The organism is Bradyrhizobium sp. 195 (assembly GCF_023101665.1).
GTDB lineage: Bacteria > Pseudomonadota > Alphaproteobacteria > Rhizobiales > Xanthobacteraceae > Bradyrhizobium.
In genome coordinates this window covers 7773797-7785711 of sequence record NZ_CP082161.1, presented here as the reverse complement: position 1 = coordinate 7785711, position 11915 = coordinate 7773797, and the positions used below count along the sequence as shown (strand labels likewise).

At 64.6% G+C, this 11915-nt stretch carries 12 protein-coding genes; 7 read left to right on the top strand and 5 right to left on the bottom strand.

Annotation, left to right across the window (positions count from 1 at the left end):
- The first annotated feature begins 45 nt into the window (after positions 1-45).
- Positions 46-846 carry an enoyl-CoA hydratase-related protein gene (locus IVB26_RS36305; protein ID WP_247969674.1) on the top strand — a complete coding sequence of 267 codons (801 nt, stop codon included), beginning with the start codon at positions 46-48 and terminating at the stop codon, positions 844-846.
- A gap of 3 nt (positions 847-849) precedes the next feature.
- On the opposite strand, the gene IVB26_RS36300 is transcribed toward IVB26_RS36305, so the two are convergent.
- Together IVB26_RS36300 and IVB26_RS36295 are read right to left on the bottom strand one after the other, a co-directional pair.
- A complete protein-coding gene (locus tag IVB26_RS36300) occupies positions 850-1107 on the bottom strand; it encodes a hypothetical protein (protein ID WP_247969673.1) in 258 nt (85 codons plus the stop codon).
- 213 nt (positions 1108-1320) lie between these two features.
- Complete coding sequence (locus IVB26_RS36295; RefSeq protein WP_247969672.1) at positions 1321-2205, bottom strand: LysR family transcriptional regulator; 885 nt, start codon at positions 2203-2205, stop codon at positions 1321-1323.
- 111 nt (positions 2206-2316) lie between these two features.
- Between IVB26_RS36295 and IVB26_RS36290 the strand changes: the two genes are divergently transcribed.
- The 4 genes from IVB26_RS36290 (at position 2317) to IVB26_RS36275 (ending at position 6490) form a co-directional block, all read left to right on the top strand.
- The gene (locus IVB26_RS36290; RefSeq protein ID WP_247969671.1) at positions 2317-3684 is read left to right on the top strand and encodes an FAD-dependent oxidoreductase; all 1368 of its coding nucleotides are present in this window, start codon (positions 2317-2319) and stop codon (positions 3682-3684) included.
- A 36-nt stretch (positions 3685-3720) separates the two neighbouring features.
- Complete coding sequence (locus IVB26_RS36285; RefSeq protein WP_247969670.1) at positions 3721-4725, top strand: ABC transporter substrate-binding protein; 1005 nt, start codon at positions 3721-3723, stop codon at positions 4723-4725.
- A gap of 177 nt (positions 4726-4902) precedes the next feature.
- Positions 4903-5676 carry an ABC transporter ATP-binding protein gene (locus IVB26_RS36280; RefSeq protein ID WP_247969669.1) on the top strand — a complete coding sequence of 258 codons (774 nt, stop codon included), beginning with the start codon at positions 4903-4905 and terminating at the stop codon, positions 5674-5676.
- Positions 5669-6490, top strand: coding sequence for an ABC transporter permease (locus IVB26_RS36275; RefSeq protein ID WP_247969668.1), 822 nt, complete (start codon positions 5669-5671; stop codon positions 6488-6490). Before IVB26_RS36280 ends, IVB26_RS36275 begins: the two co-directional genes overlap by 8 nt.
- Before the next feature lie 125 nt (positions 6491-6615).
- Here IVB26_RS36275 and gtdA read toward each other — a convergent pair whose 3' ends face one another.
- Entirely contained in the window at positions 6616-7656 is a 1041-nt protein-coding gene (gtdA, locus tag IVB26_RS36270) for a gentisate 1,2-dioxygenase (RefSeq protein ID WP_247969667.1), read from the bottom strand.
- 85 nt (positions 7657-7741) lie between these two features.
- Between gtdA and maiA the strand changes: the two genes are divergently transcribed.
- Together maiA and IVB26_RS36260 are read left to right on the top strand one after the other, a co-directional pair.
- Positions 7742-8374 (top strand): maleylacetoacetate isomerase, encoded by a 633-nt coding sequence (gene maiA / locus IVB26_RS36265; RefSeq protein ID WP_247973355.1) that lies wholly within the window; start codon positions 7742-7744, stop codon positions 8372-8374.
- The gene (locus IVB26_RS36260; protein WP_247969666.1) at positions 8364-8876 is read left to right on the top strand and encodes a MarR family winged helix-turn-helix transcriptional regulator; all 513 of its coding nucleotides are present in this window, start codon (positions 8364-8366) and stop codon (positions 8874-8876) included. Before maiA ends, IVB26_RS36260 begins: the two co-directional genes overlap by 11 nt.
- Before the next feature lie 162 nt (positions 8877-9038).
- On the opposite strand, the gene IVB26_RS36255 is transcribed toward IVB26_RS36260, so the two are convergent.
- On the bottom strand, positions 9039-10652 hold the full coding sequence (locus IVB26_RS36255) for a benzoate-CoA ligase family protein (protein ID WP_247969665.1): 1614 nt from the start codon (positions 10650-10652) through the stop codon (positions 9039-9041).
- Entirely contained in the window at positions 10649-11788 is a 1140-nt protein-coding gene (locus IVB26_RS36250) for an FAD-dependent monooxygenase (RefSeq protein ID WP_247969664.1), read from the bottom strand. The genes IVB26_RS36255 and IVB26_RS36250 overlap by 4 nt, the downstream gene beginning before the upstream one ends.
- Positions 11789-11915: the final 127 nt, after the last annotated feature.

Below are 11915 nucleotides of genomic sequence, written 5' to 3'. Positions count from 1 at the left end.
GCCTCGGCCATAGTGCGTGCCAAGCAACTGACCGGAGGATCGCCGATGACTGCCAGCCCCGTCCTGTGGAGCCTTGATGAGCGTGGGGTTGCGACCGTCACGTTGAACCGGCCGGAGGTCAACAACGCCTATGACGGCGCGCTGATCGCGGGGGTGCTCGCGGCCATGGACGATCTTGCCACGAAGCCGGCCTTGCGCGTCGTCGTGCTCAAGGGTAACGGCAAGCATTTCCAGGCCGGCGCCGACCTGAAATGGATCAACGGCGTGCGCCCGCAATCGGCTGAAGCCAACGAAGCGGCCTCGCGTGCGACGTTCGAGGCCGTGCAGCGGCTCAATACGCTGCCGATCCCGACGGTCGCCCTGGTGCAAGGTGGCTGTTTTGGCGGCGGCACCGGCGTAATCGCGGCCTGCGATGTCGTGATCGCCGCGGACAACGCGCTGTTCTCCATCACCGAAGTGCGTTGGGGCCTGACGGCGGCGATCATCATCCCGCAGCTCTGCGACGCCATCGGCGTGCGGCAGGTTCGCCGCTACGCGCTGACCGGCGAACGCTTTGGTGCCGAGGACGCCCGCCGCATCGGTCTCGTCCACGAGGTGGTGCCGCTTGCCGAACTCGAAGCCGCAGGCCGCAAGGTGGTCGAGCAATTGCTCGCCAATGGACCAGACGCGATGGCCGAGACCAAACGCCTCGCGCTGGAGAGTTCGTTCGGCGGCATGGCGGTGGACGATGCCGCCTACACGCGGCTGGTGCACCTGCACTCACTCAAGCGCCAGAGCGCGGAGGCCGCGGAAGGGCTCGCCTCGTTCGCCGAGAAGCGGGCCGGGAATTGGGGTACGAAAAGCTGAGGCTCAACAGCCGCGGCAGATGTTGTTGATGCTGCGATAGACCGCGTCGTCGTCCTGCCGCATCTGGCGCAGCGTTTCGAGCGTCGTGCCATCGTTGGCGGGCGCGGCGGGCTTGCGCTTCGCTGCGAGTTCTTCCTCCTGCCGCTTGTAGCAGGCCTCGCGATCGGCCTTGGCCTGAATGAAGCGGCAGTTCTGCTCCACGGCGGCGGCGGGAGTGGCGGAGATCGCAAGGGCGAGCAGCGCGGGGAGAGAGAACTTCAAGAGTGTTGTATCCATTCGTTGAACGAAGTTGCTTGTCGTCGCCCGGCTTGACCGGGCGACCCAGTACGCCGCGGCTTCTCCGTATGCGCTTGACGTCTCTGGAATACTGGATCGCCCGGTCAAGCCGGGCGATGACAGCGGAGCTTGGCGATCCTTCTCTCAGGTCCGCTCTGCCAGAGCAACCTCGATCTTGCGACAACGGCGTGGCACAGCCTACAGCGACGGTGCCAGTGACGTTTTCAGCAGCGTGAGCAACGCCTGCACCGCGGCGGCATTGCGTCGCCGCTCGGGGATCGCGGCCTTCACCCATAATTCCGGAATCGGAAAATCGCGCAGCACCGGCTTGAGCGTGCCCTCGCGCAAGGCATCCGCAACGAGATAATGCGAGAGCAACGCGATGCCGTTACCCGCGATGGCGCTGCGCGCCAGCACGTGTCCCTCGTTGGAGGAGAGCAGTGGGGTGACCTGGATGCTGATGCGGCCGCGCGGTCCGTCGAAGACCCATTCCGGGCCGGTCGGCAGGAAGCTGAGGCAGCGATGCTCGACGAGATCGCGCGGATGTTTTGGCGTGCCATGTTTCTTCAAGTAGGCGGGCGAAGCGCAGAGCAGCCGCTTCAGCGCGCACAGCGGTTCGTCGACCACGCCGCCGAACGAATGCGGGAAAGCGCCGATCGCGATATCGAAACCTTCGGTCACGGGATCGACCGGGCGATCGATCAGTACGATATCGAGCTTGAGCTTCGGGTTCTCGGTCTGGAACGCGCTGAAGGCATCGGCCAGCCGTGCCACCGTCAGTGAGGTCGGCGCCTTGATGCGGAGGTGATCGACGAGGTCGTGACCCTTCTCGCCCATGCGCGAGAGCAGGTCGGTGGCGTCAGTCACAACGCCGCGCGCACGATGCACGTAACGCTGTCCGGCTTCGGTCAGGCGCAACTGCCGGGTCGAGCGATGAAACAGCGACGTCCCGATCCGTGCCTCCAATTGCGTGACGCGCTTGGCCACGACCGAGGTCGAGACATCGAGTTTTCGAGCCGCGGCGGAGAAGCCGGCCGCATCCGCGGTGGCGAGGAAGGCTTGCAGGTTCACCAGAATATCCATGTTGACCTTTCTCGATTCGCGAAAGCTGATCGCGTATTTTGGTGGATTGTAGCCCCGTCCGCGTTAATTCATAGTCGGCCCCAAGCAAGAGATTTTGGGAGCGGACGCGCCATGCGGGCCACAATGATCGAAGAACCGGCACGACAGGTGCCGCTCTATGGCGAATACGAAGTCGTCGTGCTCGGCGGCGGTCCCGCCGGCATCATCGCGGCGGCTTCATGCGCGCGCGCCGGGCGGAAGACCCTGCTGATCGAGCGCTACGGCTTCCTGGGCGGCATGGGCACCGCGGCCGGCGTCACCAATTTCTGCGGCCTGCATGGCAATGTCTTCGGCGAGCATCGTCGGCTGGTGCAGGGCATGGCGTCGGAGCTGCTGGCGCGGATCGATCATTTGAACGGCCTCAACACGCCGCATCTGATCCTCGGCAAGGTCTTCGCCCAGGCCTATGACACCGCCGCCTACAAGATCGCGGCCGACGAGCTGCTTGCCAGTCACAAGGTGCACATCCTCTTCCACGCGCTCGGCGCCGGCGTGGTGATGGGCGACAACAGCCGTATCGACGCGCTGATGGTCGAGACCAAGGCCGGCCGGCAGGCGGTGCGGTCGGAGATCTTCATCGACTGCTCCGGCGACGGTGACCTTGCGGTGTGGGCCGGCGCGCCGTTCGAAATCGGCGACGAGCACGGCCATCCTCTCTATCCCTCCATGATGCTGCGCCTCAACGGCATCGATCCGGAGAAGGCCGGCGATGCCTGGCGGACCATTCCCCAATTGATGGAGAAAGCCGCCGCGGCCGGCACGCATCAATTCCCGCGCAAAAGCGCGATCGTGCGACCGCAGAAATCCGGCATTGAATGGCGGGTAAACTTCACGCAGGTGGCGCGCGCGGACGGCCACGCCATCAACGGCGTCGAGCCCGACGATCTCACCCGCGGCGAGATCGAGGGCCGCAAGCAGGCGCTCGCCGCGTACGAGTTTTTGCGCAGCACTGTCCCGGGCTTTGAAAAATCCTACATCGTCGATCTGCCGCCGCAGCTCGGCATCCGCGAGACGCGCCGCATCAAGGGCAGCTACCAGCTCAGCGGCGAGGACGTGCTCGGCTGCGCCTCGTTTACGGATTCCATCGGCGTCAATGGCTGGCCGATCGAGGCCCACGTGCCCGGAGACGTCGTCTTCACCTTCCCGCCGATCCCGGAATCGCGGGCTTACAACGAGCTGCCGTACCGGATGCTGGTGCCCGAAGGCGTCGACAATCTCCTGGTCGCCGGCCGCTGTGCCTCGATGACCCACGAGGGCCAGTCGGCGGCACGGGTTTCCGGTGCCTGTTTCGTGATGGGCGAGGCCGCCGGTTCCGCCGCGGCGCTGGCGCTGTCCGGAAACAGGATCCCGCGTGACATCCCCGTTGAAAAATTGCAGGAAACGTTGAAACAACAGGGCGCCTTCATCGGCCGGGATCAGCCCGTCCCCGAGGGCCTGTAACAAACTGCTGAGAGAAACGACGAGGGAGGAAACGGGATGATCGGGATTGCGCGGCTCGCGGCAGCCAGTCTTTTGGCGATCATGGCAATGGGCACGGCCCGGGCCGAAGACGCGCTCAAGGCCAAGATCGGCGTGCTGCGCCTGTCGTCCTCCGCGCCCGTCTTCATCGCGCAGGACAAGGGCTATTTCCGCGAGGCCGGCCTGGAGGTCGAGCTGAAATTCTTCGACGCGGCGCAGCCGATCGCGGTCGCCACCACCTCGGGCGACGTCGATTTCGGCATCACCGCCTTCACGGCCGGTCTCTACAATCTTGCTGGCAAGGGAACGCTGAAGGTGATCGGCGGCATGAGCCGCGAGAAGGCCGGTTATCCCCTGATCGGCTATTTCGCCAGCAACAACGCCTACGCGGCCGGGCTGAAGACGCCAAAGGATCTCGCGGGCAAGCGCGTGGCGATGACGCAGGTCGGATCGAGCTTTCATTATTCGCTCGGCCTGCTCGCCGACAAATACGGCTTCAAGCTCGCTGAGGTGAAGATCGTGCCGCTGCAATCGCTGTCGAATGCGGCCGCTGCACTCAAGGGCGAGACCGTCGATGCGGCGCTGCTGCCGATCTCCACGGCGCGAAAGCTGATGGACGAGGGCGGCGCGAAGTTTCTGGGCTGGGTTGGCGACGAGACGCCCTGGCAATTGGGCGCGGTGTTCGCCTCGCCGAAGACGCTGACCAAAAAGGTGCTGGTGACAAAACTTCTCGGCGCGCTCGCCAAGGCGGATCGCGAATATCACGACGTCATCCTCGCCGCGATGAAGGACGGCGTGGCGCCGATCAACGACAAGACCAAGCCGCTGCTGGAGATCATCGCAAAATACACCAATCTCCCGGTCGAACAGGTGGTCGGCAACTGCGCCTATATCGATCCCGACGGCAAGCTGGACGTGAAGAATGTCGACAACCAGATCAAATGGCTGCAGGAGCAGGGATTCGCGGACAAGGGCTTTGACGCGGATGCGATCATCGCCAAGGATTATGTGAAGGCGGATTGATCGATGTTGCGAGCCCCCCTCTCTCCCCGTCATCCTGAGGTGCTAGCGAAGCGAGCCTCGAAGGATGCACGGCCCGGATGTAGCGGGGCCGCTCATCCTTCGAGGCTCCCAATCGCGATGCATTCGCATCGCGATGCTCGCACCTCAGGATGACGGGTTGAGATTGAAGGGTTGCACATGGACCTGATCGCCAACCACATCACCCATCGCTTCGGCGATCTCGCCGTGCTCGACGATGTCTCCTTCACCGTCAGCGCCGGCGAGGTGGTGGCGATCGTCGGGCCCTCGGGCTGCGGGAAGAGCACGCTGCTGTCGATCCTCGGCGGGCTGTTGCAGCCGACCTCGGGCGCGCCTGAACTGCGCGGCTCGCCGCCGGCGGACAGTCTCAATCCGCTGACCTTCGTGTTCCAGGATTTTGCGCTGCTGCCCTGGGCCACGGTCGAGGAGAATGTCGAATTCCCGCTGCTGCACACCCAGCTTTCAGCAACGCAGCGCCGCGCGCTGGTCGACGACGCCTTGCGGCGCACGAGCCTGACCGATTTCCGCAAAACCTATCCAAAGCAGCTCTCCGGCGGCATGCGCCAGCGCGTCGGCATTTCGCGCGCGCTTGCGGTGAGGCCCGCCATTCTGCTGATGGATGAGCCGCTGTCGGCCCTGGATTCGCAGACCCGCGAATTGCTGATGGAGGATTTCGTCCGCCTGCTCGCCGATGGCGGCATGGGCGCGGTTTATGTTACCCATAATCTGGAAGAGGCGGCGCGGCTTGCCGACCGCATCGTGGTGCTGTCGCGCAGGCCTGGCCGCATCCGCGAGGTCGTGACCGTGCCGATGACGCGCGCGGCGCGGGGCGAAGCTGCGGCGCGCGAAAAGCTGCTGGCGTTGCAGAACCAGATCTGGTCGCTGATCCGCAATGAGGCGATCGATGCCGAACGCGAGGTCCAGCATGCTTGATCGCGCACCGGGCGAAAGCGCGAAGGACACCGCGACAAGGCGCGTCCGCTTTCGCGGCGCCGGCTTCGTGCCCGCGTCGAGCAGGTTCGGCGGCTGGATCGCGCTCGCCCTCGTCATCGCGATCTGGCAGGCCGCTGGCAGCGTGGGCCTCGTCAACGCGCTGTTCCTGCCAACGCCCCTCGCAATTGCGCGCGCGATCTACCAGCTCGCGATCTCGGGCGCGCTGTGGCAACATTTGTCGGCCTCGCTGCTGCGCATCGGCGTCGGCTGGCTGTTGGGCACCGCGGCCGGTATCGCGGTCGGCTTCGCCATCGGCCTGTCGCGGCTGGCGCGCAGCGTCGGCATCACGTTCATCTCCGCGCTGTTCCCGATCCCGAAAATTGCGCTGCTGCCGCTGTTGATCCTCTGGCTCGGCATCGGCGAAGAGCCGAAGATCGCGACCATTGCGCTCGGGGTGTTCTTCTCGACCGCGATCTCGGTCTATAGCGGCGTCGACGCGGTGCCGCGCAACCTCATCCGCATGGCGCAAAGCTTCAACGTTCCCTTCGCCACCATCGTGCGCAAGGTAATCTGGCCCGGCGCGCTGCCCGCGATCCTCGCCGGCTTCCGCATCACCGCCTCCGTGGCTCTCCTGCTCGTCGTCAGCGCCGAGATGATCGGCGCCCAATACGGCATCGGCGCCTTCGTGCTCCAGGCCGGCAATCTGATGCAGACCGATCAGCTGCTCGCGGGCGTGGTGATCCTGTCGGTGTTTGGCCTCGCGGTCGGCAAGGTGATCGGCTGGCTGGAGACGCGGCTGTTGCACTGGCGGTAGCGGCATTGCGCGCTGCCGTAGCTGCCGTAGGGTGGGTTAGCGAAGCGTAACCCACCTCCTCTTTTTCGCGTGTGCCGATCGAAGTTGGTGGATTACGCCTTCGGCTAATCCACCCTACGAGACCGTCACGCGTTGCCCCTGTCCTCGCGAAACAGATCCAGCTTCTGCTGTACCGGCCGATCCGAGAAGCTGAACAGCACGGCGTCCTCATCCGCCTCGTGGGTGACCCAGTGCCAGCTCGGCACCACGAACAGATCGCGGGGGCCCCACTCGAACACGGCATCGCCGATGCGACTGCGCCCTCGGCCCTCGATCGGGCAGAACACGGTGGCATCGGTCGACCGATAGCGCGCGGTGTTAAAGCCCTTCGGCAGCAGCTGGATGAAGGTGCCGATCGTCGGCATCGCGAAATCACCGGTCTCGGGATTGCTGAACTTCAGCTTCAGCCCGTGACAGGCGTCCCATTCCTGGCTCGTCCTCGCCTTCTCCAGGGCTTCGCGGGTGTAGGCATAGGGATAGCTGAAGATCGGCGAGGTTTTCGACGAACGCTTCACGTCGACGGGCAAGAGATTGTGGCCGTAGCGCGCAAAGCTGTCGCCGGCAGGCCTCGTGATCTTCTGCTGGTCTTCTTTCGAGCCTTCCGCAAAAGAGCAGTCGAAGAACTGCACCAAGGGGATGTCGAGGCCGTCGAGCCAGAACATCGGCTCGCTGGTCTCGTTGGAATGATCGTGCCAGGTCATCGACGGCGTGATGATGAAGTCGCCCGGCTCCATCGCGGTGCGCTCGCCGTCCACCGTGGTGTGGGCACCCTTGCCTTCGAGCACGAAGCGTAGCGCGGACTGGCTGTGGCGATGCGCCGGCGCGACGTCGCCGGGCACCACCATCTGCACGCCGGCATAGAGCGAGGTCGTGATCTTGGACTGGCCGCGCAAGCCGGGGTTCTCCAGCACCAGCACGCGCCGCTCGGCCTCCTTGGCGGTGATGAGCTTGCCGGCTTCCGTCATGTAGTCGCGGATGACGTCGAATTTCCACAAGTGAGGCCGGCAGGCGCTCTTCGGCTCCGGCGTGATCAGATCGCTCATCACCGTCCACAGCGCGGTGAGGTTTTCGCCGTCGATCTTCCTGTAGAACGCCTCGCGTTCCGGCGTCTTGGTCACGGCTTCCATGGTTGCTGCTCCCGATCGTTTTGTTAATTGACAGTATACTGACGATCTAGGTAGCGTCAACGTGACGAATGAAAGGGAGGTCTCGATGAAGCTGCACGGCTATTTCCGCTCCAGCGCCGCCTATCGGGTGCGGATCGCGCTGAACCTGAAGGGTCTCGGCGCCGAGCATCTGCCGCATCATCTTCGCAAGGGCGAACAATGCGCGCCCGCCTATCTCGCCATCAATCCGCAAGGCCTGGTGCCGGCGTTGGAGAACGATGCGGGTACAGTGCTGACCCAATCGGTGGCGATCATCGAATGGCTCGACGAGACGCACCCCAATCCGCCGTTGCTGCCGAAGGATCCGCTGCGACGCGCCAAGGTGCGGGCGTTCGCGCTGGCGATCGCCTGCGATACCCATCCGGTGCAGAACCTGAAGGTGCTGGCGCGGCTGCGCGAGCTTGGCCTGCCCGAGGAGAAGGTCCAGGACTGGGCGGCATGGGTCAACCGCGAGGGACTGTCGGCCTGCGAGACGCTGATCAGGGACGAAGCGGGCCCGTTCTGTTTCGGCGCTGCGCCGACGCTGGCTGATCTCTGTCTGGTGCCGCAGCTCGCCAATGCGCGCCGCTTCGGTGTCGATGTCTCGGCCTATCCGCGCCTGCTGGGGGCGGAAGCTGCCGCCAAGGCGCTTGCAGCTTTCGCCGATGCCGCACCGGAGAAGCAGCCCGATGCCGAGTAAGCCGCCCGCTCCGATCACGATCGATGCCGTCTATGCCGCGCCGGGTTATCTGTTCCGGCGCATGCAGCAGATCGCGGTCTCGATCTTCATGGAGGAGTGCAAGGCATTCGACCTCACCCCGGTGCAATATGCGGCGCTGATCGCGATCCACACCCATCCCGGCATCGACGCGACGCGGCTGTCGGCTGTGATCGCGTTCGACCGCTCCACGCTCGGCAGCGTGATCGAGCGGCTGCAAGCCAAGGACTATATCGAGCGCAAGCCGGCGCCCGAGGACAAGCGGATCAAGCTGCTCTACCTGACGAAATCTGGCGCCGCGATCCTGCGCGAAATCATCCCCGCCGTCGAGCGCGCCCAGGCGCGCATGCTGGAGCCGCTGAAGGCCACGGACCGCAAGACGCTGATGGGTCTGCTTGTGCAGCTCGTCGATCTCAACAACGAAGCGTCACGCGTGCCGCTGCGGGCCGAGGATGCGCTGGAGCATTTGGGGAAGGCGGGGTGAGGGGGACGTGAGGCGATGCTCGCGCCTCACGCTCATATCTCGTAGGGTGGGCAAAGGCGCCCTTGCGCCGTGCCCACCACCTCTCTCCAACGGATCAGAAGTCGTGGGCACGCTTCGCTTTGCCCACCCTACGAATGCGGTGCGCGGATCCTCGTCCTCGCCTCACATCCTGAGCAATGCCTGCCGATCAATCTTCCCCGTGCCGGTCTTCGGCAACTCGTCGATGAAGATCACCTCGCGCGGATATTTGTAGGGCAGCAGCTTGCCCTTGACGTAATCCTGCAATCGTCGCGTCGCGTCACCCTGGTTAACCGCGCGGTTGTTCATCACGACCACGGCCTTCAGCGTCATGCGGCGATCCGGCAGCTCGGCGGCGAACACCGCGCATTCGCGGATATCGGGGTGGTCGGCGAGGCAGAGCTCGACCTCGAGCGGGTAGACCCACTGGCCTGAGATCTTGATGAGATCATCGGCGCGGCCGCGGAAGAAGTGGAAGCCGTCGGCATCCCTGACGAAGCGGTCGCCGGTGTAGATCCAGCCGCCCTCGCGGATCGTCTCGGCGGTTTTGTCCGGCCGGTTCCAATACAGCGGTGTGTTGGAATCGCCGCGGACCCACAGAATGCCTTCCTCGTTGTCGCCGACCTCGCGGCCCTCCTTGTCGCGCAGCGCGACCTCGTAGCCGGGCACGCGCAGACCGGCGGCGCCGAGCTTCTTTTGCTCGGGCCGGTTGGAGAGATAGATGTGCAGCACCTCGGTCGAACCAAGGCCCTCGACGATCTCGAGGTCCGTGAGCGTCTTCCAGCCGTTAAAGACTTCGGCCGAGAGCACCTCGGCCGCGGAGAGCGACATGCGCAGAGATGAAAAATCGATTTTCTCCGCGCCCTCGGCCTTGGTCAGCGAGGTGTAGAGCGTCGGCAGGCCGAAGAAGACAGTCGGCTTGTATTGCTCGATCGCCGCAAAGATCGATGCTGGTTTCGGCTGGCCCGGCAGCAGCAACGTTGCCCCTCCCGCCGAGAACGGGAAGGTGACGGAGTTGCCGAAGCCATAGGCGAAAAAGATTTTGGGCACCGAAAAGCAGATGTCGTCGGGCGTCAGCTTCAACACGTTTCGCGCAAAGGCCGCCTCGCTATAGGCCATGTCGTGCTGCAGATGCACGATGCCCTTGGGCCGTCCGGTCGAGCCGGACGAGTACATCCAGAACGCCATCTCGTTGCGATGGGTGTCCGCTTCCGCCAGCTCGGCCGGGAATTGCGCGAGCCATCCTGCGGCAGAGATCGCCGCAGGCGCGGCGTGGTCGCCCGCTTCGCCATTCGCGACGATCAGCGTGCGCAGGCCCGTCTCCTTGCACGCCTCCGCATTGAAGCGCGCCGCGAACTCGGCATCCGCCACCGCAACCGCCGCGCCGGAATCGGCGAGGTAGAATTGCAGGAGATCCGGCGGAGTCAGCGTGTTGATCAGGAGCGGCACGAAGCCGGCGCGCACCGCGCCGAAGAAGGCAGCCGGGTATGCCGGGGTGTCGTCGAGGAACAAGAGCACGCGGTCGCCGCGCGTGAGGCCAAGCGATGCAAAACCGTTGCCCCAGCGGCAAGCCTCCGCGCAGAGCTCGGCATAGGTCCGCATGCCCGCGGGACCCAACAGTGCAAGCTTGTCGCCGCGGCCGTTGGCGAGATTGTCGAACAGCACGCGGCTGGCGTTGTAGATTTGCGGAACGGCAAAGCCGATCTCGCGTGTCCCTTCGCTGTCGGCGGGCACCTGGTCGCGAATTTCGTTGCTCATGCCTCGTCTCCGCCGTTCTTGGCCGCCTCGTACCGGGCCGCGAAAGCCGGCGACATCGCGCGTAGCCGGGAATCGTCGATACGGCCGGAGCGGGTGATGTAGCTGTAGGCGAAATCCATCAGGTCGAGCTTCATGTGCTCGGCAAAGTGCTCGTACCAGAACGCCGACGTGCGTGCGGCGTTGACGAGCTTCTGCACCACCGGTTTTCGCGCGGCCTGGTACCGATGCAGCGCGGTCGCAAGATGCGCATCCGATTCCAGCGCCTTGACCAGCGCAATGGCGTCCTCGATCGCAAGCCGCGTGCCCGAACCAATCGAGAAATGCGCGGAATGCAGGGCATCGCCGAGCAGCACCATGTTCTTGAACGACCAATGCTCGTTCCAGACCCAGGGAAAGTTGCGCCAGACCGATTTATTGGAGACGAGGCAATGGCCGCCGAGCGTGTCCGCGAACACCTCCTCGCAGACGCCCTTGGACTGCTCGACGTCCTTATAGGCAAAGCCGTAGGCCTGCCAAGTGGCGTAGTCGCACTCGACCAGGAAGGTGCTCATGGCCGGCGAGTAACGATAATGATGGGCGTTGAAGGCGCCGCGGTCGGTCTTCACGAAGGTCTGCGACAGCGTGTCGAACCGCTTCGAGGTGCCGTACCAGACGAACTTGTTGGAGGAGTAGGACAGCGAGGTGCCGAAATCGCCCTCATAGGCGCGGCGCACCAGCGAGTTCAGCCCGTCAGCGGCGACGATCAGATCGTGCCCGTTGAGCTGGTCGATGGCATGGATCGGCGTATCGAAGCGCGGGGTGACGCCGACGTCGAGCGCGCGCTGCTGCAGGAATCTCAGGAGCTCGAGCCGCCCGATCGAGGAGAAGCCGACCCCGTCGATGGCGACGCTGTCGCCGCTGAGGTTCAGCGTGATGTTCTCCCAGCTCTCCATATGCGGCGCGATCGCATCGACCGTTTCGGGGTCGTCGGCGCGCAGGAATTCCAGGGCCTGGTCGGAGAACACGACGCCAAAGCCCCAGGTCGCGTCGGCCGGGTTCTGTTCGAACAGGTCGACCTGATCCTCGGGGTGACGCTTCTTCCAGAGATAGGCGAAGTAGAGCCCACCGGGCCCCCCGCCAATCACGGCGATCCGCAACGTCTGCCTCCCTAATTGACAGTATACTTACTATCTAGGGGTAGACTAATGTGCTCCGGCGTCCTGCGCCAGCGGAATTATCGGCCAAGCGCGGGCGCGTCGAAGCCCATCTTCGGACACACGTTCT

What these genes read in the sequence shown, in the direction of transcription:
- IVB26_RS36275 (WP_247969668.1), top strand. Translation starts at nt 5,669, where the DNA reads ATGCTTGATCGCGCACCGGGCGAAAGCGCGAAGGACACCGCGACAAGG.
- IVB26_RS36295 (WP_247969672.1), bottom strand. Translation starts at nt 2,205, where the DNA reads ATGGATATTCTGGTGAACCTGCAAGCCTTCCTCGCCACCGCGGATGCG.
- IVB26_RS36280 (WP_247969669.1), top strand. Translation starts at nt 4,903, where the DNA reads ATGGACCTGATCGCCAACCACATCACCCATCGCTTCGGCGATCTCGCC.
- IVB26_RS36255 (WP_247969665.1), bottom strand. Translation starts at nt 10,652, where the DNA reads ATGAGCAACGAAATTCGCGACCAGGTGCCCGCCGACAGCGAAGGGACA.
- IVB26_RS36260 (WP_247969666.1), top strand. Translation starts at nt 8,364, where the DNA reads ATGCCGAGTAAGCCGCCCGCTCCGATCACGATCGATGCCGTCTATGCC.
- maiA (WP_247973355.1), top strand. Translation starts at nt 7,742, where the DNA reads ATGAAGCTGCACGGCTATTTCCGCTCCAGCGCCGCCTATCGGGTGCGG.
- gtdA (WP_247969667.1), bottom strand. Translation starts at nt 7,656, where the DNA reads ATGGAAGCCGTGACCAAGACGCCGGAACGCGAGGCGTTCTACAGGAAG.
- IVB26_RS36305 (WP_247969674.1), top strand. Translation starts at nt 46, where the DNA reads ATGACTGCCAGCCCCGTCCTGTGGAGCCTTGATGAGCGTGGGGTTGCG.
- IVB26_RS36285 (WP_247969670.1), top strand. Translation starts at nt 3,721, where the DNA reads ATGATCGGGATTGCGCGGCTCGCGGCAGCCAGTCTTTTGGCGATCATG.
- IVB26_RS36290 (WP_247969671.1), top strand. Translation starts at nt 2,317, where the DNA reads ATGCGGGCCACAATGATCGAAGAACCGGCACGACAGGTGCCGCTCTAT.